The sequence below is a fragment of the Kitasatospora sp. NPDC057904 genome, assembly GCF_042887925.1.
Taxonomy (GTDB): domain Bacteria; phylum Actinomycetota; class Actinomycetes; order Streptomycetales; family Streptomycetaceae; genus Kitasatospora.
On record NZ_JBHVOL010000014.1, the window covers coordinates 113,716 to 136,597 of the forward strand.

The following is a 22,882-nucleotide window of genomic DNA, read 5'->3' on the forward strand; positions in this document are numbered from 1 at the left end:
TTCAACTTGGGATAACAGCGAGGCTGGTCGTGGCGGCGATGCGCTGATCTTGATCGTAGGTTATCGCCCTGTCAACGACGGCCGGCGCGCCGAGTCATTGTCCGGCTGCCCCGGGCTCTGTCGCAGATCAGTAAAGCTTAAAGCTCCAGGTAGGCGCTTTCCCCGGCACGCCGGGCCCTGTCGGCGATGGTGATCGTGGTGTAGCGCCCGTTCTGAGTGAGTGCGCGCCAGCTGGGCAACGAGGCGATGCGCCACTCGGTGTGCTCGTCGCTGAGCCGGATGCCAGCCAGCTGCTCATCGGTCATCCGGCCGCCGTCGAAGACCAGACCGATCTTCCCGCAGGGCCAGTCGGCAACGGGCCGGTGGTAGAGCACGGCGAGCAGTCGCGGGTCCGCGAACAGCCCCGGCTGCAGCTCGGCGAAGTTGTGGCCGGTCTCCTCGGCGAACTCGCGGACCGCGGTCTCGAACGGTGTCTGCCCGGGGTCTGCGTTGCCTCCCGGCCACTGCCATTCGTCCGGGTCGAGGGCGGAACGTAGCCCGAGCGGTCGACCGGCCTGGTCGGTCACGAAGAAGCATCCATACATGGTGATCTTGGGGAGCGTCTGGACGTACTGGTCAGGGGGGAGCCACCAGGCGGGGCGGGTGGCCGGCCTTGGCTGGGGTGCAGACATCACTTTGATCTCTGTCCCGGGCCCGATCAGCGGAAACGGGCGAGCACCTGCTCGGCCCACACCGCAGGGGGCGCCCCTGCCGCCGTGGTGGGGCCCCCGCGTTGAGGTTCCAGGGGGTCAGATCACCTTCTGCGCGCTGATGGGCTCGGTGACGCCGGTCTTCCTGGCGGTCAGCGCAGCTCGCAACCGGTCTCCCCGGCTGCGGCTTGCGGCGGCTTCGACGTCGGCCGGCAGCGCCCAGTCGTAGTCGGTGATCTCCCCGTCCGCGGGCAGCGTGATCGGGGTGGTGTGCTCGATGGCGCCGAAGTAGAACAGGTACGACGCGGCGGCGCGCTCGCTCTCTTCGACCTGGTCCGCCCAGGAGATCGCCAGCAGGCCGCCCGCCGGAAGCTGGAGGCCGGTCTCCTCGCGCAGCTCCCGCGCGGCGCACTCGGCCGGCGACTCCCTGCGGTCCCGAATCCCGCCAGGGAACGACCACTCCAGCCGGTAACTGGCCTTGACCAGCAGCACCCGGCCGCGGTGGTCAGTCACGAGCGCGGACGCCACGGTGAATGCCAACGGCAGTCCCGCCAGCCACTGGGCGCGCGGCAGCCAGTCCTTGGGTTCCGTCATCTCGTCCTCCCTAGTTGGGACACGGTGCGGCCCCGGCCGGGGCGTCCGGCCGGGGCCGCAGTGGGGTCGGTTGGGTCAGGCGGCTGCGGCGTTTTCGGCGAGCGCCCGCTCGTACCCGTAGGCGAGGTAGCCGGCCCACACCTGAGCGGCGTCGCCGTCGGGGCAGAGCCGGTCCAGGGCGACCAGCCCGGCCATGACCGCGGCGCACATCTCGTGCTGGGCCTCACGCGGGGTGGCGCTCACCGGGCCGCCGGTGCCCCAGCCCTTGGACCGGCGGTAGAGCTCGCCGGCCTCGCACGCCTCCTCGGCGACCTTGGAGACGAGCAGCAGCTCCTTCACCGCTTCGTCGGGGGTCCCGCTGCGCCGCTCGTCGCGCAGGCGCAGCTGGTGGATCTGGTCGAAGAGATCTTGCACCGGACATCACTCCTTCTACAGGGGGCGGGGTGGTGCTCCCGGCCGCGGGCTCGCCCGGGGCGGTCAGGCGGCGGGGGTTCGGGACGGCCGGCCCATCTGGTGGACGGTCCAGCCGGCGGCGAGCCAGGGGTCGGCTTCCAGGGCGTTGCGGACATCGACCACCGTGCGGGTCCGCGCCCGCCCGCCAGCCGTTTCGGGCAGCTTCGGGTCGCCGGTGAACGCGGTCCATTCCGTGGCGATGACCACGACGTCGGCGCCCTCGACGGCATCCAGCGTGCTGTCGGCGAAGGACAGTTGTGGGTGGGAGCGGCGGGCGTTGTCCAGGGCCTTGGGGTCGAAGAGCTGCACGGTGGCGCCAAGCTCGTGGAGCCGGGCGGCCAGGCGCAGCGCGGGCGAGTCGCGTACGTCGCTCGTGCCGGCTTTGAAGGCGCCGCCGAGGAAGGCGATCGTGCGGCCGCGGGCGCTGCCTCCGAGGGCGTTGGTGATCAGGGCGACGGCGGCGTGCTGGCGGCCGCGGTTGACGGCCTGGACGGCGTCGAGGAGTCCGGCTGCTCCGGCGGCGCCCATCTCGCCAGCGGCGTAGGCGAAGGCGGCGACGTCCTTGGGCAGGCAGCCGCCGCCGTAGCCGAGGCCGGGGCGCATGCCGGCGTGGCCGATGCGCTTGTCGATGCCCATGGCGTAGGCGACGTCGTCGACGTTGGCGCCGGTGAGGTCGCAGACCTCGGCGACGGCGTTGATGTAGCTGATCTTGGCGGCCAGGTAGGAGTTCGCCGCGGCTTTGGCGACCTCGGCGGTCTGGGGGTCGGTGACGACCATCTCGATGTCGCCGCGGGCCAGGATCGGCGCGAACACCTCCTCGATGGCCTTGCGGGCGGTGTCGGAGGTGAGGCCGACGAGGAGCCGGTCGGGGAACAGCGAGTCCTGGACGGCGTAGCCCTCGCGCAGGAACTCCGGGTTCCAGACCAGCTCGACGCCCGGCACCGTGGCCTTGTCGGCGACGAGCTGCTGGAGGGTGGCGACGGTGCCCACGGTGACGGTGGACTTGCCGACGATGGTCGCCGGACGGTCGATCAGCGGCACCAGGGTCTCGACGGCGCCGATGACCTGGCCGGCGTCGTAGCCGCGGCCGTCCTCGCGCAGCGGGGTGCCGGTGGCGATGAAGTGCAGGTCGGCGAAGGCGGCGGCCTCAGCCGGGTCGGTCGTGAAGCGCAGCCGGCCGGTGGGCACGTGCTTGGCCAGCAGCTCGTCCAAGCCGGCCTCGTAGAACCAGGACTTGCCGGTGCTGAGGACGTCGCATTTGGCGGGGTCGATCTCGACGCCGATCACCTCGTGGCCCAGCTCGGCCATCGCGGCGGCGTGGGAGGCGCCGAGGTGGCCGCAGCCGATCACGGAAACGCGCATGATGTTCAATGTCCTTGCGTCGGTGGGGACTTCGGGGGTGCGCCCGGACGGTCCCCGGGCGCACCCCCGAACGCTATCGCGTAACCGGACGGTCACTGATCGTGTCCGGAACGGTGACGCCAGCCAGCTCGCACAGCCGCCCCAGCGCCTCGATCGCCCCCTGGCGCACGATCACGTCCCCCTCGCGGGCACCCTCGACCGGGTACTCCTTGAAGACGCCGTTCTCCTCCAGACCTTCCGGGTCCACGAAGAAGACCCGCATGCCGCGCTTGCGCGCCCGCTCCTGTACCGCCCGCCGGTCCGCGTGCAGCCCGACGACCAGCAGGGACTTCGCGCGCGGGTCGAACGGGATCTCGGGGATCTTCTGGTCGTAGCGCCGCACGAAGCACTCCGCCAGCCCGGCCCGGGCCGACAGGACGTCGAAGTTGTGCGTCACGACCGGGCCGACCATCAGCCCGGCATCCGCCAGCGCCTTGAGGGCCCGGTGGGCGAACGTCGGCTCGGCCAGGAAGCAGGCCCGGAACATCGTCACCAGGTCCGGCGCCTTCAACTCCGCGCCGAGGACCATCTCGCGCACCAGGGTGTCGGCCTGGGGGGAGAGGGTGAAGGCGTGGGACTGGGTGAGGGAGTTGTCCTTGCGGGCGGTCACCCGGTAGACCTCGTGCAGGTAGTGCAGCGGCGGGATGCCCGCCTCGATCGACGTGCCGCAGCCGACCTCGACCATGAACGGGCCGTGCGCCAGCAGCTCGGCCAGGTCGGGCGCGATCGTCGGCTCGCCCCGCTGCTCCTTGATCCGCATCCCGCCGGCCAGCACGTCCCACGGCAGGTTGCGGACGGTGCGGTGGACGTCGTGGCCGCCGTTGATGAAGGTGACGTCCAGGGAGCGGAAGCCGGCCGGGGTCGGGCGGGCGGCGCGCTCGTCCTGCGGGTGCTCGTCGTGCTCGGTGATGTGCAGCAACAGGTCACCCTTGGTCCAGCCGCCGCCGGGCAGCTGCCGCCAGCGGGCTTCTGCCAGCCAGGTGTGCAGGTCGGCGCGGTAGGCGGCGATCTCGTCGGCGGGGGCCAGGTGCGACACCATCAGGTACAGGTTGTCCAGCACCAGCCGCGGCACGGGGAAGACCCGGTTGATGCCGTACTCGTACCGGTAGTGGACGACCCGGCGCCGGCCGTGGGAGTCCTGGGACCAGCCGGACTGCTCGGCGTTGGCCGCCTCCTGGGTGCGCCGCCAGATGCCCTCCTCGATGGAGCGCGGGCGCTCGTGCCGGTCGCCGGCGAAGTGCTGGCTCCACCGCTCGACCTGCTCTTCGGTCAGGCTCTCGATCACGGGGTAGGGGAAGAACACGGTGCCTCCTCGATCAGTGGGTGGTGGTGGGTCAGTGGAACGGGAGCCCGAGGTAGAGGTCCCGGTACGAGCCGTCGGCCAGCGCCTGGGCGCACTGCTCGATGCGCCAGCGCTCGTGGTCCACCGCGAGCTCGCAGGCCTGCGCGAGGGTGACCCACCGAAGCTCGACGTAGCCGCAGTCGGCGGCGATCTCGGCCTCGGCGCTGGAGGGCACCGCCACGTGGTAGATCTCATTGGTGCCCTCGTGCTGGCCGGGCTTGTGCGGCGCGTAGTCGCTGGCGAGTTTGCGGCCGGGGGTGATCCGCAGGCCGAGCTTCGCTTCGGTGACCAGCGTCAGCGCCGACCGGGGGTGGGTGTTCGGCGGAGCCGACCCGCCGGGCAGCCCCCACCGGGAGATCGGCGTCCAGTGGGTGCGGCGGATGACGGCGAACCGCCCGTCGGGCTTCTCCAGCCAGCCGAGCGCCCCGGTGCGGCGCGGCGGCGGATCGCGGAAGTAGTCGGGTTTGTCCACGGCAGACCGGTTCCTTCCTGTGGCAGCGCGGGATTGCCCCCGGGGGGCCGAAACCTGCTCGGCTTCCCGGGGAAGACCAGACAACACCCCAGGCGGAGGCACCAGCAGGGCTCACAGAGGGGGCTCACAATCGCGAAAGCCCGTCCACGTACGGTGAGTTGGAACTAGGCTCGGTTCCCCTGGAGAGCGGCTACGGGGAAGACCGGATTGCCATCCCGGGGTCCACAGGTCCGTCCGGACACCAGAGGGGTCGCCATGGCGCAACGCCGGGAGCCGAACCACCGCCTCGCCCGGCTCATCGAGGACAGCGCGGCCAGCAACGCCGCCCTCGCGCACCGCGTCAACGAGCTCGCCGACAGAGCGGGCGTCAACCGCGCGTACACGCATACCTCGATCAGGAACTGGACCGCCCGTGCCATGGTCCCGGACCCGCCCGCACCTGCGCTTCTGGCCATCGCGCTGGGCGAACGGCTCGGCCGGACGGTGTCACTCGAAGAGATGGGCATGGCCGACACGCCCACGCCCACCCTCGAAACCGGCTTGAATTTCCACAGAGACCCCGATCAGGCCCTGGACCTCGCGGCCGAATATTGGAGCACTGTGGACCGCCGGAGCTTCGTCAAGGCCAGCCCCTTCGCCCTCACCGCCTACACCGCCCCGGTCACCCGGTGGCTGGCCGTCCCCACCGACCCGCCCCTGGCCCGCGTCGCCGGCCGCCGCGTCGGCCGCACCGACCTCGACGAACTCTGGGCCGCCGCCGAAGACGCACGCCGCTGGGACTCCAAGTACGGAGGCGGAAACTGGCGCGCCTCCATGGTCACCGACTGCCTCAGCCAGCGCGCCGCCCCGCTGCTGCGCGGCACCTTCACCGATGCCATCGGCACCGAACTGTTCTCCGCCACCGCCGAACTCGCCCGTGTCGCCGCCTGGCACGATGTCGACATGGGCCACCACGCCGCCGCCCAGGCCCACTTCGTCCAAGCCCTGCGCCTGGCCCGCGCCTCCGGTGACCCCGCAGTCGGCTCGTACGTCCTCGCGACGATGAGCCTCCACACCTACCTGCGCGGTTTCCCCCAGGAAGCGATCGACATGGCCGAGGGCGCCTACGACCGGGCCAGACACACCGCACCGGCCCGCGTACTCGCCTTCGCCAAACTCGCTGAAGCCCGAGCCCACGGCCAGGCAGGCGACGCTCCTGCAGCCGCCGCCGCCCTCAGCCGCTGCGAGCAGCTGGTCGACGCCGCCGAGACGGATCCGCGAGACCCCGACTGGCTGGCCTACCTCACCCGCGCCCGCGTCGCCGCCGACGCCGCCGAGGTCTACCGCGACCTCAACCGCCCCACCGAAGCACTGCGCTGGAACCTCCAGGCCGCCGCCATGCCCGCCGCTGATTTCAGCCGCGCCGTCGGCATCCGCCATGCCGTCATCGCCACCGCCCACCTCCAACAGCGCAACCTCGAACCCGGCCTCGAAGCCGGCGAACGCGCCCTGACAATCCTCAGCAACGTCCACTCCACCCGCAGCCGCACCTACCTGCGGACCCTCACCACCACTCTCAACCCCTGGCGCACCGAACACGACGTCGCCGACTTCCTCCACCGCGCCGACCTCGTCCTCACCGCCGGATGACCGGCCAAAGAGAGCCCGCGCCCGTTCCCGAACAGCCGACCCGCCCGGACACCACCCTCCACCGTTATGGCCCGGGCGACGTCCCCGCTCTCCTGGACACTCTCACCAAGGTCTGGACCGACGCCCACCACGACGACCGCGAAACAGCAGCAGCCGGCCTCACCCCGACAGCCTCCGCCGGCAGATCACCGGCCACACCCGCCACGACGGCTTCACCCTCATCGCCGCCTACCACGACGGCGAGACGGCCGGCTTCGGCTACGCCTTCCCCGCTACCCCGGCCTACTGGTACGGCGAACAGCTGCTCCCCACCATCCCCGAACCCGCCCGCACCACCACCCGGCTGATCGGGGTCTGCGAACTCGCTGTCCGACCAGGCCTCCGGGGCCACGGAATCGGCACCGCCCTGCACGCCGAACTTCTCCGCATCCTCGACCCCGCCTGGTCCTCCCTGCTCGTCATGCCCGGCAACCAGCCAGCCCGCCGCCTCTACCACAACTACGCCGGGCCCTACCAGGCCGGAACCGGCGGACCGGTCTTCGACCTGCTCCTCCTGCGCGCCACCGGCTGACGAACCGCGCGCCGAACAGCACGAGGCCGTTGCCCACGTACCCGCGACGGACGTCAATTTCGGGATGGCGCGGTCGGCGTGCACGGTCCTGCCATAGATCTCCAGGATGACGCCCCACCGGCCCTCGGTCAGCTCGTGCACCAGTGGCGAGCCCGCAGTGGCCTTCATCCTCCTCGTCGGCGGTGATCAGGACCGGCAGCGTGCGGGAGCCATCCCGGACGTAGACGCGCACGCGCCGGGCGGTGGGCTGTCGGCTGCCAACCTGCATGGACGTCAGGCAGCCGGTCTTGACAGCGTCGCCGACGAGCTCGGAGACGATCAGCTTGGCGGCGTAGGCCAGTTCCTCCAAGCCCCACTCCGTCAGCTTCTCCCGGACCAGGCGGCGGGCCGAGCGGGCGCCAGCCGCCAGGCACCCCCAGTGGGACGGCCTGCTCCTGCTCACCTGACACCCGGCTCGGACGAGCAGGCCGTCGAGAACGGCAGGAAGGAACCACCGCCGCCCCGAGTCGATCGGACGGCGCCGAGGAGGCCCCTACCGGCCGACGGCCCGTGGAGAGGGCGGCGTCGGGCAGGGGCACGGGTGGTGGGTGTGGAGCATCCCGCGGGCGTGCAGGGAGTAGACCGCGTGCGGCGCGCTCACCGCTTCGAGCGCCTTGTACAGCGCGTGCAGGTGGGACTTCACCGTGTCCGGGCTGCAGTCGAGGTCGGCGGCGATCTTCGCGTAACTGTCCCCGGCGGCCAGGCGGATGGCGACGCGCATCTGGCTGGGCCGGACCAGCAACTGCTTCTTCTGAGTGGTGTCGGGGAAGGGCAAAAGCCCAGCCCGGCAGGCGATGTCGACGGCCTGCGCCCGCCCGGTCGCCCCAAGGGCCTGGATCACCTCACCCAGCGCGCCGGCGGCCTTGTCCTTGCCGCAGCCGTAGCGCGTGCGGATCGCCTTGAGGGTCTCGCCCATGGCGATCCGCCACAGCATGGCGCGCTGCGGCTCGGCAAGGCGCAGACGGGACCCGCACCTCGGGCAGGGCCGCCCGTGGGCGGGCTGGGCCTGCGGATCGGCGGTGAGGAGGGACATGCATCGGCTCCAATACGCTCGGTGGTGGTGATGTCGGTCAGCGCCGGTGCGCCAAGACGGCCGTCGGCTCGGTCGGGTCGGCGTCAAGACGGTGCAAGGCGGCGTCGACGCGCCGCGCGTCGTCGAGGCTGCCGGCGCACAGCGCGCGGGCTCGGTTCAGCAGCGCGATGGCCGTCTCCTTGCGGTCCTGCGCGGCGGCGCTCTCGCCCTCCCACAGGAGGGTCCGGGCTTCCCACAGGTCGGCGCCCTGCTCTCGGAAGCCCTCTCTGGCGGCGGCGAACGCCTTGTCGGCATCGTCGAAGACACCGACCGTGGCGAGCACACGGCCCCACCAGGCCTGGGCGCGGGACGCGTTCAGCGCGTCGTCGGCGTCCTCCAGCTGGCGGCGCGCGGTGTGCAGGTGGGTGAGGGCCGCAGGGTGGTTGCCGAGCTCGTGCTCGACGACGCCGAGGAGGAGCCGGGTCACGCCGGCGTCCCGTGCGCGGTGCAGGTCGCATCGGCGCTCCAGAGCCCGGGTGAGGTAGATGAGAGCGAGGATGGGCGCGCCGGCCGCCTGGGCACAGGCACCGAGGTCGTGGAGTGCCTGGGCCTGGCCGGTCTCGTCGGCTTCTCTTTTGGCGGAGGCGAGCGCGCTGTGGCAGTCCTCGATGGCCTCGGTGTGACGGCCCACGGCGCGCAGGGCGGCGGCGCGGGCGCCGTAGAGCTCGCGGAGCATGAGGCGGGCGCCGCCTGTACGGGTGCGGGGGGCCGCGTCGGCGAGGTTCCGCGCGGCGGGGATCGCGAGGTCGTGCATCCAGATCCACTGGCCGTAGTCCCGCTCGCGAAGAATCAACGGCCAAGCTGCATAGACCAGTTGGCTAACGATGTAGTCCAGGCCGTAGGCGTCGGCAGCCTCCAGGGCGGGCCGCAGGTAGGTGCTGCGGGTGCGCAGCCAGGCGAGGGCCTGCTCTGTGGTGGCGACAGCGGCGCGGTGCGGCGGCGGGTAGATAACCTGAGGGTCGATCCTGCGCCGGTAATGGTCGACGACGCGTCCGGCGGCGGCGAACTCGGCGACTAGCCAGTCCAGGGCGCGATGGCGGGCCTTGTCGGTCGCGCCGGTGCTGTCCTCTTGGCGGCCGAGGGCGGCGGCGTGGCGCCGGCCGTCGGTGGCGACGAAGTCGAACATCCCGTCGTCGGCGGGTGCGATGAGCCGGGCCTGCGTGAGGGTGGTGAGGTGGAGTTCGGTGGCCGCCGGGTCGAGGCCGGTGGCCGCCGCGGCCATGCCGGGGTCGATCCGGGTCGAGGGCAGCGGGAGAACTCCGAGGGTGCGGTAGACAAGGGCGGTGCGCGGGGCGAGGGCCTGGTAAGCCTGGCCGGGTGCGTCGGTCACGGCGTTCTCCGGCGGTCCGGCCGCCGGGTCGGCGGCGACGGTGTCGTGGACGGTCATCGGCCGCCTCCCGCAGGGAGGCCGGGGCGGCCGGTGGGCAGGGTGTCCGTGCCGACCAGCCGCAGTGCCGGGACCGGTCCGCGTCCCTTCGGGTCGACGGTGACGTGGAGCAGCGTCCAGCCGCACCAGATTCCGGCGCGGGCGAGCAGCCCGTCGTGGCGGGCCTCCACTCCCCAGGTCATCTCGCGTGGCGTGGCAAGGATGCCGGGGCCGGTCGTGGCGGCGCCGGGCAGCGCCCGGCGGACGAGCTGTTCCGGCGTGGGGCCCGCGGGGGTGTGGACTTCGGCGCGCAGGCCGTCGCGGTAGGAGGCGATGGTGGAGGTGTAGCGGCGGGGTCGGCCAGCGGCGGTGAGGCCGAGGACCGGTTCGTCGGGCTCGGTGGCGAGCAGGAGCACGGGGATGCCGGTGCGTGCGGCGAGGGCGGCCGCCTGCCGGTGGCGGGCGGCCGTGGCGTCGGTGGTGGTTGTGGCGCGGTTTGTGGGTGTCAACGGGGTTCCTGTGGCGTGTAGTCGTGCTTCCGGGTTCGGGCCGGGCCGGTGTTGGCCCAGCCCGAGTGGCCTGCTCCGGCGCCCCGCCTTGTTGCGGGACCACATGGGCGTCGGAGCAGGCCGGGCCGCTGCGAGTCGGGTGGCCTGCGGCGGCTTCGGCCGGCGGTGGACCCCGGGTCCTCCCCAGACCCTGTCGGTCCTTCGCCAGCCGCCGCCCGCCGCCGTCCAGGGCGAGGGAAGAGCGGAGGTCAGGGCGGCCCGGGATCCGTGGCGATGTCCACGACTTCGGGGAGGGTGGCCACCACGATGCACAGCATCCGCAGGCGGGACAGGATCCTCTCGGGGCCGGGGTCCGACGCGAGGAGCTCCCTCAGCCCCTCGGCGGCGTCCTCCAGTACCTCCGCCACCGGCCCCGGACCGTTCATGATCAGCTGGAACATCGCGGTGAAGGTGAAGACGCCGGGCAGCTCGTCGACGACGGGCGTGGGCAGGTCGGGACCCCCGATCGCGCCGAGGGCGGTGACGATGAAGGCGAGCGCGCCGTCCTCCGACAGGAGCGGCTCGCCGTTCTCGAACTCCACACCGGGCATGCGCTGCTGGGCCAGGTCGACCAGCCGTAGGGCCTCGTCGAGGTCCGCCTGCTCGTACATCAGCGTCCCCTCACGGCCAGGCCGGTGCGCAGCGGGTGCCAGTCGAGGGCGGCGAGCAGCGGCGGGTGCGGGGTGATGTCGCGCAGTTCGGGGTCGTCGGGGGTGGTGAGGGAGGTGACGGCCGGCAGCAGGGTGGTGCTGATGTGGATCCGGCCCGGATGGGGCCGGTCGTCGGGTGGTGTGGTGGCCGGGATGGCCGGCAGGCCTGCGTCGGTGAGCACGGTGTCGGTGTCGTCGCCGTCCGGGTTCGCGGGCCAGCCGCCGGCGACGAGGACGTGCTCGTGTCGGGCGATCGCGGCCAGCCAGCGGGCCTCGGTGTCTGCGCGCTGTGGTGCCCAGGTGCACGGGGCCGCGGCGATGAGCCGCAGCAGCGAGCGGCCGCGGCCGCCGGGTGTGTCCCGCAGGCGGACGGAGACCTGGGCGGCGAAGGGCCAGGGGGCGGCGTAGGGCGGGAAGTCGTAGCCGACCACCAAGGGCCCGTCGTCGGGGAGGACCACCGCCGCGCACCGGTCACGGCGTTCGACACGCTGGGTGTGGCAGTGCCGGGCGACCGCCTCCTGGAACCGGTGGAAGCGCCGGGTGTCCAGGCCCCAGAGCAGGGCGACGTCGTGGTCCTGGTCGCGCAGCCACTCGGCGGCCAGGACCTGGTCGGCGTCCTCCAGGTCCCAGGCGAGCACCCGCAGCGGCGGCACGTCCTCCGGCACGACGGCGGCCGGCCGTGCCCGCGCCGCCGGTTCCTCGCCCGTGGGCCGGCAAACGGCGCCGGGCCGGGTTGGCCGGGCTGGCGTGGCCGTCGCCCGCGGAGGTGCCGCGAGTCCCGTCCGTCCGTCGGCGAACGCCGTCCCGCCCCATCCCATCCTGGTCCTCATCCCTATCCCTGTGGTGTCGTCGAAGGGTCTGGCGCGGTGGGCCCCGGGCGCGCGTCGAATCGCCCGGGACCCACCGTTCGACCGCCGGCAAGGCGGCCGGTCCCGAAGGGGTGGCGCCGCGCCGGTTGCAGCGGCACGGCAGCACCCTGCTCCCCGCGGGCACGTCCCGCCGGGAGCGGGGCCGGCGGCGGGACAGCGAGCGCTCTGCGAGGCCGAGCACCCTGTCCCGCCGCGGCCTACCCGCCCCGGGAGGGCGTCGTCCCTGGTGGCCGAGAGCCGCTCGGCCACCAGGAGTCCACCGCGCGGACTCGCGGGTCCGCGCTCAGATACGGCCGGCGCGGCCCGCCTCGATGAAGGCCACCACCCGGTCCGCGTCCGGCCGGGCCGGCCCCGAACGCTGCTCCTCCTGCTCCGCGAGGGAGGAGGCCAGGACGCGCTCGTAGTCCTCCCCGAGCGCGCGCAGCACCTCTCCGGGATCCGGGAGCCGTCCGGTCCCGTCCGGCGGCACCGCCCACCGCGGTGTCCGCCAGACCGGCAGGCCCGCCGCCGTCATCATCGGCACCGCCGCCTCCGGCGCCGGGCACAACAGGTGCCCCGTCTCCAGGACCTGTCCGATGCCGGGCACCGGCCCGGCCGCGGCCAACGGCGCGACGAGGAACTCGATCGTCCCCCGGGCGACGCTGTGCAGGACCGGCCCGTACCCCGGCAGGGACCGCAGCGCGCGGTACCCGAGCGACGCCGAGGTCTGCACCGCCCAGAAACCGCCCAGCGGAATCGGAGCCAACCCGCCTTCGTCCCAGGCGGCCTGACACGCGGCCGGGTCGGTCGTCCAGTGGGAGAGCCAGCTGCGGCCGGGGAAGTCGGCCGGCGCGGGGGAGCGCGGGGCGGAGTGCACGGTGGTCCCTCTCATCGGTCAGATGGGGCGGGGTGGCCGGCGGTGGTGTGGATGCGGGCGGCCACGTCCGGGCACTCGCGGCACAGTTCCTCGATCGCGGCGGCCAACCGCAGCGCCGTCGCCGCCGTCGCGCCGCCGAGCTCGACCATGTCCTCGGCGCCCGGGCCCACGGGGTACGGCACCGCGGCCAGGCTCGGCAGCCGGACGCCGAGCAGTTCCAGCGCGCGCTCGACCGCATCCCTCGCCGTCTCGGCCTGCGCCGGCATGTCGGCGCACATCACGCGCCGACCTTCTGCGGCACACGGCCGATCTGGTGGTGCGCAGACCCGAAGGGCTCGGCGTGGAAGAAGTGGATGAACGTGTTGAAGTCGGACGCCCAGTCCTCCAGCCGCCGCAGACCGGCGGGATCGAGGACGACGGCTTGCAGCCGGTGCACCACCAGGCCCTTCACCAGGCCGCACTCGGCCTGCTTCAGTGCCCTGGCCCACTGTTCCCCGAGGTCGACCCGGACATCGCCCGGCCGGGGACCGACGTCCCAGAACTCCTGCACCGGCCGCCACCCTCGGGCCACCGCCAGGTTCGAGCAGTCCCCGAGCTGGAGATTCGGTCGCAGGAGTCCGTTTGACAACGCGTAGAGCGCGACCGGGACCGGCCTGCTGCCCGGTCCGTCCGGGTGCTGCGCGGGATATCGCAGCCAAATGGATGCGTTCATGACATGCCTCCGAGGGCCACCGTCATGGTGGGGAGTGTGATGGGGCTGCCGCAGGACCGGGGCGATGTGACGGTGTCTCACCGGGCTTCGCGGCAGCAGGTCCATTCCACTGGCTGTCCGCAGCCGAGGGGAAGACAACCGAGGGACCACCGAAGGGCCATCGAAGGACCACTTGCCGGCCCCTCGGGGTGAATCCGGCCAGACGGCTCCCATCTGGCCACATCACCCAATAACTTGGGAATGTGACGATGCGTGGGGAAACCCCATGAGCAGGCCGAAACCAGAGGGGTACAACCGCCTCCTGTACGCGGCCCGGATGCGCAACGGATGGACCACCTACGTGCGAGCCGCGGAGGAGGTGACGAAGGTCGGCAGGAGGCTCTTCAACAAGCCGACCTGGGAGATTACCCCGCGAAGCTGGCGACGCTGGGAGTCTCCCAACCCCGGCCTGCCGAACGCAGAAGCCCTCCAGGCCCTCACCACGACATTCGGCTGCACCTACGAACAGTTGGGATTTGTCACACCTTTCGATCTCGCCGGGGGTGGCGCAGACCCCAGCACGGGAGCCATCATCGCGTCTGTGAACCGACGTGACTTCGTGACTTCCGGTGCGGCGGCCGCTTTTGGAGGTCTGCCCTGGCTGGCCGCGGCCCCCGGTACGCAGCCGTCAGCCGCAGAAGCCCGGGTCGGCATCGACCAAATCGAGGATCTCCGCGCGACCCTGGACGACCTCGACGCGATCGACCAGCGCTTCGGCAGCGACCGTCTCTGGCGCCCGGCGCAGACCACCCTCCAGTGGGTTCACACCCTGCTCGACCGGGCCACCTTCACCGCTGACATCGCCGCCGAACTCCACTCCATCGCAGGCTCACTCACCACGAGCCTGGCCTGGTACCTGTACGACGCGGAACAGCAGGAACGCGCCGCGATCTACTTCGGGCAGGCCCTGAACACGGCGTTGCTCTCCAACGACCGCCCCCTCGCGGTCCGCACCCTCTCCAACATGTCCCGCCAGGCCGTCGATCTCGGCAAGGCTCGCGACGCGATCCGCTACGCCCAGCTCGCGGCCACCCATGTCGGAGCCTGGGCGCCACCGAGGGTCCATTCGCTCATCGCGGTGCGCGAGGCCCAGGGGTTCGCCCGCCTCGGGGACACAGCCGGCGCCAACGGCGCGCTCCGGCGCGCGTGGCAGGCGTTCGAGGACGGCCCCAGCGACCGCGACCCGGAATGGTCGCTCTTCCTCAATGAGGCCGAACTGGCTTGCCTGGAAGGGATGTGCCGCAGCGACCTCGGCCAGCACCAGAAGGCCGTCTCGCTACTCGAACGATCTGCCTCCCTCCAGGACGCCGCGCACGACCGCAACCGCGGAATGTGCCTGGTACGGCTCTCCGGAGCCGCGCTACACGCCCACGACCTGGACCGATCACTCGAAGCCGCCAACACCTCCATCACCATGATCGCTGGCGGCATGACCTCCCGCCGCAACAAGCGCGTGCTCCAGGTTGTCGCAAACGACCTTCACACCTATGGGACCGACGTACGCGCCCGCAGCATGATCGAACAGATCAACACCTACGCCGCCTGACAAGCAAGGACTCTCCACACATGCCCATCGCTGAACTCCGCCTCGAACGCCACACCCCCGACGCCACAATCGAGGTCCTCGATGACCTGGTCGACGTCTACGCGCAGGTCTACAACGTCCCGCCGTACGTCGACGACCCGTTCTTCACCCCGGAGATGTTTCGCGACCGGCTGCGGCTCGCCACCGAGATGCCGGGCTTCGAGTGTCTCAGTGCCCAGACCGGCGACGGCTCGATGATCGGCCTGGTCCACGGCGTCACGCTGCCGGCCGACCGGGCGTGGTGGGTCTCCCTCGGTGCTCTCCGCCCAGCCGAGCTCGCCGAGGCCACCGCGGCCGGGGCCGTGGGCTGGCTGCGGGAGCTGATGGTCCTTCCCGGGCACGGGCGCCGTGGCGTTGGGCGGCGCCTGCACGACGAGTGGATCGCCGGGCGCGGACAACGGTGGACGACGCTCACCTGCATCCCCGACAACGAACCGGCGCACGGCGCCTACCTGCGCTGGGGCTACAAGATCATGGGCCAGATCAAGCATGCCGATGACAGCCCCGTGTACGACGCCATGGCCCTGCCGAACCCTCCCGTGGCCTGAGCTGCTCCCAGACCGTGCCAGACGATGGGGCCCATGCGATCGGTGGCGAACAGGCCCTCGGAGCGATCGGGTGACGAGACGCCCTCGGGCCTTCATGCTCTTCTTCAACTCGGTTACGAAGGCGCCGGGTTGAAGGAAGGCGGCCAGCCAGCTACATCTCGCCGCGCTAGCAGTGGGGGCGCATCACCTGGCCCGGAGCTGGCGAGGCGGTGTCCGAGGACGCCGTCGACACGGTGGTAGATGGTGAACACGTCTCCGCTGTCGGCGGCGGCATCGGCGCCGAGGAGGCCCAGTCGGGGCTTTCGGGGGCGCGTCCCTGGGCGGCCTCCTCAATCCAGGACAGTGGGATCGCGACCGTGGCCGCGACGGCGTGCTGCTTGGACCACGCACCATGATCAGTCTTGACGGCAAGTCAAGGTTGATGCTGTGAAAGGCCTTTGCCGCGCCACGTGTCGTGGTACGTTCCGTAATCTAACCGAAGATAGAGCGACCCCGGCGGTGCTGGAACACCCCGGGGTCCGGCAACAGGAGCTGAAACTCCCGATGCGAGTACATCGTACAGAACATGCACGTCATTTCACCGTGCTTCCGAACGCCGTTCTGCAGTACCGGCGGCTGAGCTACACCGCCCGAGGCCTCCTCGCTGATCTCCTCTCCCGTCCTGACGGCTGGAGGGAGGACGGCCGGCACATGGCCGACACCAGCACGCAGAGCCGCGGTGCCGTCCGCAAGGCACTCAAGGAGCTGACCGAAGCTGGCTTCTACCGCGTCGAGTTGATCCGTCTGCCCGACGGCACGCTTCGCAGCGAGGCTCACGTCTACGACGTCCCGCGGCTGGTGGCACCGGGTGCCGTCTGTCCGGCCTCCGGTGGAGCGGGTGCTGGGCGTGCAGGCCGTCCTGTTGTAAAGAACCGGCATGAAGAACCCTCCCTCCCTGCGGGGCCGGACGACTCGCCGGTGACCGCTGCCGTTGGCAGGCCGGAAGGGCGGGAGGCGGGTCCTGGGAGCGTTCCGGATCCGGGTCCCGTGGCGGATGAGGCGGTCCGTGAAGCGGTTGCCATCCTGTTCCGCGTGATCAGGCCCGAACCGCGTCTTCGCCTGGGCGAATCCGAAGCGCGGGAGCTGGCGCCCTTGGTCGCGCAGTGGCTGGAGCGCGGCAGCACGCCGGGAGATCTGGCCCAGGCCCTGCTGCCGGGGCTGCCCACCCCCATGCACTCGGCGGTGGCAGTGCTCCGCTACCGCCTTGAACACAAGATGCCGCCCGTCCGCACCCAAGAGCGCCACCCGGCCCGGTACTTGGAGTGCGGGCAGTGCCACGACCCCGTGCCCCGGCCGGGCATCTGCCGCAGCTGCGCGGGCCTCGGCAGCCCGCCTGCGGCGGGAAAGGCGGAAACGACCGTGGCGACCAGAGGAGCCGCCCGCGCCCGCGCGGCCCTGCTGACGGCCAGAACGGCCTTCTCAACCGGATGACGGACGACCGGCACCGTTCGTCCCACTGGACAGTGCCGACCGCCTCGCGGCAACCCGGCGGGGCGCCGAAGCCGTCAGCCGGAAACCATCCTGCGGGCGGCGAGGATCGGTCCCTGCTGCGCCAGCTCGGAGACCTTGACGACGTCGCCGGTGCGCGGCGCCTGCACGATGAGGCCGGGTCCGATCACCATGGCCACGTGCTCGGGGTGCTGCGCGGTGCCGCGGCTGAAGACCAGGTCTCCCGGGCGCAGTGACGCCGGGTCGGCGGGCACGGCGGTGCCTTCGCCGACCTGGTCGTAGGTGGTGCGGGTCAGCTGGATGCCGGCGACGCCGTAGGCGCGCTGGACCAGGGAGGAGCAGTCGCAGCGCCCGGACGGGTCGGGGCCGTGGGCGTTGGTGCAGGATCCGCCCCATTGGTAGGGCGTGCCGAGCTGTTCCAGGGCCCAGCGGATCGCGGTGCGCACCGCTACGGGCGCGTCGAGCGGGATCTGGTAGCCCGCCGGGAGCGTGCCCGGGGCGGTCGTCGAATCGGAAACCGGGACGGTGCCGGTGCAGGAGGCGTAGCCGGCCGGTGCGGGGGTGGTCGCCGTGGCGGGGGCTGCGCCCAGGGTGGGGGCGATGGTCTGCTGGAGGGCGGTGGCGAGCGGCTCGTGGTGGGCGTAGGCGTCGGGGTAGGCGGACTGCTGGACGCGTTGGGCGGCGACGGTGAGCGGCAGCTGCTGCCAGCCGTCGACCTGCTGGAGGGCGGTGTAGAAGCGCGCGCTGGCGTAGACGGGGTCGAGTATCTGCTCGCGGGTGCCCCAGCCCTGGGAGGGGCGCTGCTGGAAGAGGCCGGCCGAGTCGCGGTCGCCCGCGGGAAGGTTGCGCAGCCCGGATTCCTGCAGAGCGGTGGCCAGCGCGATGACCTGGCCGCGCGCCGGGACGGACATGCGGATGCCGGTGGCGACGATCGTCTTCGCGCTGGGGATCTGTTCGGCCGGCTGGGACAGGTCGGCCGGTGTGCCGGATCCGGCTGTGCCGGCCAGGACAGCCTTCACCTGCTCGGCGATCCGCCCGGTGTCCGGATCCGCCGCCGGGGCGGCCGGGCACGGGACCGCGTTCTGGCGGGCGGCCGCCTTGGCCTTCTTCTGCCGGGCGTTGGCGGCGTTGGAGGCGTGCGACGCGGCGGCGGCGACCAGCAGGAAACCCAGCACGAGTACGATCCCGGCGGCCAGCAGCAGGGGTTTGACGGCGGATCGCTTCTTCTCCGGCTCGTTCACCGGCGCCGCCGCCGTGGCGGCACGGGCCGGTTCGCCCGGTCGAGACGCTGGCGAAGCCGTTGCTGCTGCGCGGAGGCCGCCGGCGTGGCGGCTTGGCGCCGGGCGGCCGCGCGCGCGGCGGGACCAGGGGCGCCTGCGCGCCGGGCCGGGCGGGCCAGCGTCGTGCCGGGGGCCGTGGCCGGCGCGGTCGGGGCGGCCGGTGTGGGGCCGGTACGGGGGCGGCCCGGCGGGGCCGTGCGGGGCGCGGCGGATGCGGGGCGCCCGGCGGGCCGGGCACCAGGGCGCCCGCTCGGGCGGGCCGGACGCTGGGCGGGACGCCGCCGGTTCGTTCCCTGGGTTCGTGCGAGACGGGACATCAGCGCGGTGGCGCCGATCGACTGCGGCATCGCGTAGCCGGCGGCGGCCAACGGGTTGCCCTGGGCCAGAGAGGCACCGGCCAGGGCGGTACGCACCAGCACGCGGGCGGTGGTGCGCCCGATCTGAGGCGGTTTCACGGCGGGGCCGGTGGGCGGGCCGAAGACGCTGCCGTGGCTGCCGCCGATCCGGGCCGACGACATCTTCTGGCGCCAGGCGGTGGCGACCTGCCGCGAGCGGGCGGCGATCTGGCGGCGTTTGCGCACCGCCGCCAGGCACACAACGTCGATGGCGAGGAAGCGCAGGGTCAGTTCGCCGCCCCAGTCGCTCTGGGAGGGATCGAGCACGGCACGCAGGACCACGATGAACACGGCCAGGGCGATGATGCTGGCGATCATCTGGCCGAGCGAGCGCAGCACGGAGGCGCACCAGTCCCACAGGTAGGCGCGCCCGGCGCCGGGGATCGTGCCGAACACGAGCGCGCCCTCGCCGCGGACGGCGTCCCAGGCGATGCGGCACTGCGCGATGAGGAAGGATCCGGCGAGGGCGCAGATCAGGACGGTGACGATGGCGGCGGCGAGGAGGAGGAACGCGCCGCCGCCCACCTTGTCGAGGCTGGCCTGCTTGGCGGCGGTGACGTCGCCGGGCACACACTTCTTCTCGAACTTCTCCATCGGCGGGACGCCGTAGTGGTGGGCCGCCCACTGCAGCGCCATGTCCATGGGCTGGTCGACGAGCCCAGAAGCGTTGAGCATGGCGCCGCCAGGCAGGTAGCCGGTGACGGTGGTGGCGAGTTTCTTGATCCTGTCGGCCTGCTGATCGGCCCCCCGCTCCCAGGCGAGCTGGGCGATGCGGGCGCGGGCGTACTCCTCCGAGCAAGCGCCGTCGAAGACCCGGCCGTACTGCAGCAGCATCGCCGGCTTGACGACGAAAGCGTCCACGAGGGCGTTGGTGAGCGGGCGGGACAGAGTGAAGTGTGTGGCGGCGTCGTTCTCGGAGCGCGGCGCGACGGGGTCGGTCTGGAGGACGATGCCGGCGATCTCCAGGGACAGGCCGCGGGCGGCAGCGAGCGCGCCGTGGTCCTCGCCCAGGAGCATCTGCGGGGGAGAGGCGAGCAGCGTCGTGGTCAGCGCGGCCAGCACGATCGACACCGCCGCGTCCCCCCAGCCGCGGGCCTTGTCGCCGAAGAAGATCCTCCCGGCACAGATCAGCGCGCACACCGCAAGGAACAGCGAGGGCAGCCCCATCGCGACGACGACCTGGGCGTGCAGGGAGGCGGCGACCGACAGCGCCGGCGTCAGCAGCAGCTTCGCCAGCCCGAAGGACAGCGCCCAGGCGATCAGCCAGCACCCGAACGCGATCAGCCACTTGGTGACCATGAACGCGAGTTCGGTCAGAAGGTTCTCCACACCCAGGTCCCAGTCCAGGACGCCGCCGGTGCTGCTGCGCACGGTGTAGGCGGAGACGGGCAGGCCGCGTGCGTCGGTGACGTTGAAGGCGCCGAGCAGCCCGCCCTCGTCGGGCAGCAGCTTGCGCAGCTCCGCCGTCTCGCGCGCGAGACGGGCCTCCTGCTCGTCGGGGGAGACGCTCTCGCTCTGCTGGCGCAGGACGTCCTGGATCTGCTGCAGCTGCTCGGTCGTCGGCGCCGGGGCCGAGGCCGAGGGCTGCGCGGGCGCCGAAGGGGCAGCGGGGGCCGGCGTGGGGTCGGCCTGCGCGGGCAGGGACGTGAGGAGCGTGAGCGCGGTGGCGGCCAGGGCCGCCACCGCCAGCGCCGCACGCAGGCGGGCCGCCCCGAGCAGCCGCAGCGAACGCAGCCAGGCGCCCATCAGGCCGCCCTCCCGGACGAGGTGTCCCGGCCCGGGGTGGTGTGGATCGCGTCGGCGACGGCTTCGTCGAACGGGATCAGCACCTTCATCAGCCCGATCCGCCCGGCCAGGTCCCGGTAGAGGCACTCCCCGGCGCGCTCCGCCTTCTCCTCCTCGGGCAGGTCGATCGGCGACAGGCCGCCGGTGACCAGGTCCAGCAGATCCGCGTCGGCCGCGTCCAGGCCGAGGAAGGCCAGGGCGCGCGCGGCCAGCGGCCGGGAAGTCTGGCGGAACATCAGCCGGTGCGGGATCAGACCCCGCACGATGGCGCCCTTCTCGCTGTCCGCGGGGCCGATGTCGTCCGGGTCGTGGCTGCCGAGAAGGGCGGCGGCGTTGCGCTTGCGCCCGTCGCGCAGCATCTCCAGCAGCAGCTCCAGCCCCTCGTCGCTGCTGGTCAGCCACCAGCACTCGTCGAAGACCACGACCCCGAACTCCTCCGGGCTTCGCAGCACGGTCTCGCGGGCCACCGCCGCGATCAGGTACATCACCGCCCGGCCGAGGACCTTCTCGAACTCCAGGCGCTCGATGCGGTGGTCGCTCGCCAGCTCGGCCTTCTTGGGCAGCTGCAGGGCGTTGACGGCGAACACGACGCTGTCGGCGCCCAACGTGTCGACCACCGGCAGGTGTTCGTCGAACACCACGGCGGCGAGGTCCTTGCGGGCGACCGCCGCGAGCTTGCGGGCCAAGCCGCGGGCCGCGTCGTCGCCGGCGCCGCGCGCGGCGAGTTCGTCGGCCAGCCGCCGCATCGACGGATGCGGGCGCTCCAGTACCGCCTGCACCGCCTCCGACAGCGCCACGCCCTCCAGGTCCATCGGCCGTACTCCGAGCAGCAGCGTCAGGAAGCTCTCGCAGAACCGCGCCGCCTTCGGGCTCTCACCGGCGAACAGCCGCAGCGGGTCCAGGCTCACCTCCGCGCCCTGGCCAATGCGGATGACCTGGGTCGTGCCGGGGCAGGCACGGGCGAAGCGCACCCACTCCTCGTCCCGCGTGCGGTCCACGACCACCGCCCGGCCCCGCGACCCCGGCCGGCCCAGGAGGCGCCCGCGCGTGAGCACGTTGAACACCGAGGCCTTCATCGCCACCGACTTGCCGCTGCCGAGCTCGCCGATGAACGCCATCGAGGCGGCGCAGTCCTCGCGCGGTCCCCGGGCGGAGTCGAGCAGGACCGGCCGGGCCCCGCCCGCGGCGACCTGCACGCCGAACAGGCCACCGCGCTCGTCGCCGAGCCGGCACCCGCACCACGGCATCGCCATCGCGAAGTCCCGCGCCAGCAGGATCTGCGCGTAGCCGGCCATCACCCGCGGCGTGCGGCATCCCGGCAGCATCGAGCGCCACAGGCCGAGCTGCTCGCCCACCGGCCTCGCGAAGGCGTAGTCGTCGCCGCCGAAATCGGACGCCAGCGCGGCCGCCCGGTCCTGCGCCTCCTGCGCCGTGGCGCCCCAGACCGCCAGCGTGACCATCGCCCGGATCTCGACCTCCCGCGGCGAGGCGGTCAGCTTCTCGTGGTACTCGTCGTTGTCGGCTGCGTTGCGGGCCACCAGCGGCGGCGGACCGGCCGGATCGCCCGCGTACTCGGCGGCCTGGGCACGCAGGTGCCGGGCCCGCTTGCGGACCTTCGCCTCCGCCCTGGTGCCAGGCACGACGACCAGGCGCGCCGCCCAGTCCGCCGGGAACGCGATGTCGTCCAGCTGCTGCAGGTAGGCCGCGCCCGGCAGCGTGAACGCCTCCGGCATCTGAGCCAGGGCCAGCAGCGCCTGGTAGGAGTCGCCCCACTCGCTGGAGATCCGCAGGAAGCGGCGCGCGAACGGGTTCACCGGCACCGAGCCGTCGGCGCCGCTGCCCTCGGCGAGTACGACGTCTTCCAGAGCGGCGATCCCTCGCCCGCGTCCGCGCAGCCGCTGCCCGCCGTCGCCGGGCAGCTGCGGCTCCAGCAGGCCGCGGCGGATGCTGTGCGCGTAGATCCACAGGATCTCGGCCTCGCTCGCCGGGCGCATCGCCACCCCGGCCGGCCACCGGGCCTGCATCTGCCGGGCCTGGGCCAGGCGCCGCTCGCTCTCCCGCACCCCGACGGGGGCGGGCACCAGACCGAGCTGGGCGGAGAGCTCCGCCGTCGCCGCGGAGAACACCGACGCCACCGCGTCCCTGGGCGAGGCAGCGGGCAGCGGCACGGCGAGCCAGTCGGTGCGCCCGGTGAGCTCCATCTGCCCGAGGTGGTCCAGCACCGCGTGCCCGAGCCGCTCGAACCGCGGGCTCGCGTCGAGGTCGACACCCTCGACCATCGCGCGCACCACGGCGACGGGGTCCACCTGCGGGCACAGGCTCAGCAGCATCGGCTCGCCGGTCAGGCCCTTCAGCAGGGCCTCGATCGCCCTCAGACGCGCCCGCTTCGCCGAGGCCGGGGCGTAGGTGTAGCTGGTGGCCCCCACCCGCCACACCGCCCAGCACGCGCCGTGCGTCGTCCAGATCACGTTGCCGGCGATATGACGGATCGGCAGTCGT

Annotated in this window: 21 protein-coding genes and 1 pseudogene; 5 read left to right on the plus strand and 17 right to left on the minus strand. The window is 72.6% G+C overall.

The window, feature by feature from the left end; all coding sequences use genetic code 11:
- Positions 1 to 137: 137 nt before the first annotated feature.
- The 6 genes from ACFVSN_RS30510 to ACFVSN_RS30535 form a co-directional block, all read right to left on the minus strand.
- A complete protein-coding gene (locus ACFVSN_RS30510) occupies positions 138 to 566 on the minus strand; it encodes an NUDIX domain-containing protein (protein WP_387594172.1) in 429 nt (142 codons plus the stop codon).
- 222 nt (positions 567 to 788) lie between these two features.
- The gene (locus tag ACFVSN_RS30515) at positions 789 to 1,283 is read right to left on the minus strand and encodes an NUDIX domain-containing protein (protein WP_387594174.1); all 495 of its coding nucleotides are present in this window, start codon (positions 1,281 to 1,283) and stop codon (positions 789 to 791) included.
- A 75-nt stretch (positions 1,284 to 1,358) separates the two neighbouring features.
- Entirely contained in the window at positions 1,359 to 1,697 is a 339-nt protein-coding gene (locus tag ACFVSN_RS30520) for a hypothetical protein (protein WP_387594176.1), read from the minus strand.
- 63 nt (positions 1,698 to 1,760) lie between these two features.
- Positions 1,761 to 3,098, minus strand: a complete 1,338-nt coding sequence (locus tag ACFVSN_RS30525; RefSeq protein ID WP_387594178.1) for a UDP-glucose dehydrogenase family protein — start codon at positions 3,096 to 3,098, stop codon at positions 1,761 to 1,763.
- A gap of 73 nt (positions 3,099 to 3,171) precedes the next feature.
- Positions 3,172 to 4,440: a hypothetical protein gene (locus ACFVSN_RS30530; RefSeq protein ID WP_387594180.1), complete on the minus strand. Its 1,269-nt coding sequence runs from the start codon at positions 4,438 to 4,440 to the stop codon at positions 3,172 to 3,174.
- A gap of 31 nt (positions 4,441 to 4,471) precedes the next feature.
- The gene (locus tag ACFVSN_RS30535; protein ID WP_387594182.1) at positions 4,472 to 4,951 is read right to left on the minus strand and encodes an NUDIX domain-containing protein; all 480 of its coding nucleotides are present in this window, start codon (positions 4,949 to 4,951) and stop codon (positions 4,472 to 4,474) included.
- Positions 4,952 to 5,206: 255 nt separating this feature from the next.
- On the opposite strand from ACFVSN_RS30535, the gene ACFVSN_RS30540 reads away from it, so the two are divergent.
- Together ACFVSN_RS30540 and ACFVSN_RS30545 are read left to right on the plus strand one after the other, a co-directional pair.
- The gene (locus tag ACFVSN_RS30540) at positions 5,207 to 6,580 is read left to right on the plus strand and encodes a sporulation protein (RefSeq protein ID WP_387594183.1); all 1,374 of its coding nucleotides are present in this window, start codon (positions 5,207 to 5,209) and stop codon (positions 6,578 to 6,580) included.
- Positions 6,581 to 6,800: 220 nt separating this feature from the next.
- Positions 6,801 to 7,016 (plus strand): annotated as a pseudogene (locus ACFVSN_RS30545) (GNAT family N-acetyltransferase); the annotation flags it as partial.
- Positions 7,017 to 7,683: 667 nt separating this feature from the next.
- Here the strand turns inward: ACFVSN_RS30545 and ACFVSN_RS30550 are convergent.
- From ACFVSN_RS30550 to ACFVSN_RS30585, 8 genes are all read right to left on the minus strand, one after another.
- Positions 7,684 to 8,223, minus strand: coding sequence for a LuxR C-terminal-related transcriptional regulator (locus ACFVSN_RS30550; RefSeq protein ID WP_387956932.1), 540 nt, complete (start codon positions 8,221 to 8,223; stop codon positions 7,684 to 7,686).
- 37 nt (positions 8,224 to 8,260) lie between these two features.
- Positions 8,261 to 9,649: a tetratricopeptide repeat protein gene (locus ACFVSN_RS30555; protein ID WP_387956933.1), complete on the minus strand. Its 1,389-nt coding sequence runs from the start codon at positions 9,647 to 9,649 to the stop codon at positions 8,261 to 8,263.
- A complete protein-coding gene (locus ACFVSN_RS30560) occupies positions 9,646 to 10,137 on the minus strand; it encodes a hypothetical protein (protein ID WP_387956934.1) in 492 nt (163 codons plus the stop codon). The genes ACFVSN_RS30555 and ACFVSN_RS30560 overlap by 4 nt, the downstream gene beginning before the upstream one ends.
- Positions 10,138 to 10,385: 248 nt before the next feature.
- Positions 10,386 to 10,787 carry a hypothetical protein gene (locus ACFVSN_RS30565; protein WP_387956935.1) on the minus strand — a complete coding sequence of 134 codons (402 nt, stop codon included), beginning with the start codon at positions 10,785 to 10,787 and terminating at the stop codon, positions 10,386 to 10,388.
- Entirely contained in the window at positions 10,787 to 11,491 is a 705-nt protein-coding gene (locus ACFVSN_RS30570; protein ID WP_387594193.1) for a hypothetical protein, read from the minus strand. Before ACFVSN_RS30570 ends, ACFVSN_RS30565 begins: the two co-directional genes overlap by 1 nt.
- A gap of 487 nt (positions 11,492 to 11,978) precedes the next feature.
- A complete protein-coding gene (locus ACFVSN_RS30575; protein WP_387956936.1) occupies positions 11,979 to 12,566 on the minus strand; it encodes a hypothetical protein in 588 nt (195 codons plus the stop codon).
- Positions 12,563 to 12,829 carry a hypothetical protein gene (locus ACFVSN_RS30580; protein ID WP_387956937.1) on the minus strand — a complete coding sequence of 89 codons (267 nt, stop codon included), beginning with the start codon at positions 12,827 to 12,829 and terminating at the stop codon, positions 12,563 to 12,565. Before ACFVSN_RS30580 ends, ACFVSN_RS30575 begins: the two co-directional genes overlap by 4 nt.
- Positions 12,829 to 13,263: a recombinase family protein gene (locus ACFVSN_RS30585; RefSeq protein WP_387956938.1), complete on the minus strand. Its 435-nt coding sequence runs from the start codon at positions 13,261 to 13,263 to the stop codon at positions 12,829 to 12,831. The genes ACFVSN_RS30580 and ACFVSN_RS30585 overlap by 1 nt, the downstream gene beginning before the upstream one ends.
- Positions 13,264 to 13,528: 265 nt before the next feature.
- Here ACFVSN_RS30585 and ACFVSN_RS30590 point away from each other — a divergent pair, with 265 nt between their 5' ends.
- From ACFVSN_RS30590 to ACFVSN_RS30600, 3 genes are all read left to right on the plus strand, one after another.
- Positions 13,529 to 14,848, plus strand: a complete 1,320-nt coding sequence (locus ACFVSN_RS30590) for a hypothetical protein (RefSeq protein ID WP_387956939.1) — start codon at positions 13,529 to 13,531, stop codon at positions 14,846 to 14,848.
- Positions 14,849 to 14,868: 20 nt separating this feature from the next.
- Positions 14,869 to 15,435 (plus strand): GNAT family N-acetyltransferase, encoded by a 567-nt coding sequence (locus tag ACFVSN_RS30595; RefSeq protein ID WP_387956940.1) that lies wholly within the window; start codon positions 14,869 to 14,871, stop codon positions 15,433 to 15,435.
- Positions 15,436 to 16,125: 690 nt separating this feature from the next.
- On the plus strand, positions 16,126 to 16,905 hold the full coding sequence (locus ACFVSN_RS30600; RefSeq protein ID WP_387956941.1) for a hypothetical protein: 780 nt from the start codon (positions 16,126 to 16,128) through the stop codon (positions 16,903 to 16,905).
- A gap of 74 nt (positions 16,906 to 16,979) precedes the next feature.
- Here ACFVSN_RS30600 and ACFVSN_RS30605 read toward each other — a convergent pair whose 3' ends face one another.
- Genes ACFVSN_RS30605 through ACFVSN_RS30615 form a run of 3 tightly spaced genes read right to left on the minus strand, consistent with a single transcriptional unit; the run spans position 16,980 to position 22,851 of the window.
- Positions 16,980 to 18,164, minus strand: coding sequence for a C40 family peptidase (locus tag ACFVSN_RS30605; RefSeq protein WP_387956942.1), 1,185 nt, complete (start codon positions 18,162 to 18,164; stop codon positions 16,980 to 16,982).
- On the minus strand, positions 18,161 to 20,344 hold the full coding sequence (locus ACFVSN_RS30610; protein ID WP_387956943.1) for a hypothetical protein: 2,184 nt from the start codon (positions 20,342 to 20,344) through the stop codon (positions 18,161 to 18,163). Before ACFVSN_RS30610 ends, ACFVSN_RS30605 begins: the two co-directional genes overlap by 4 nt.
- Positions 20,344 to 22,851, minus strand: a complete 2,508-nt coding sequence (locus tag ACFVSN_RS30615) for an ATP-binding protein (protein ID WP_387956944.1) — start codon at positions 22,849 to 22,851, stop codon at positions 20,344 to 20,346. Before ACFVSN_RS30615 ends, ACFVSN_RS30610 begins: the two co-directional genes overlap by 1 nt.
- Positions 22,852 to 22,882: the final 31 nt, after the last annotated feature.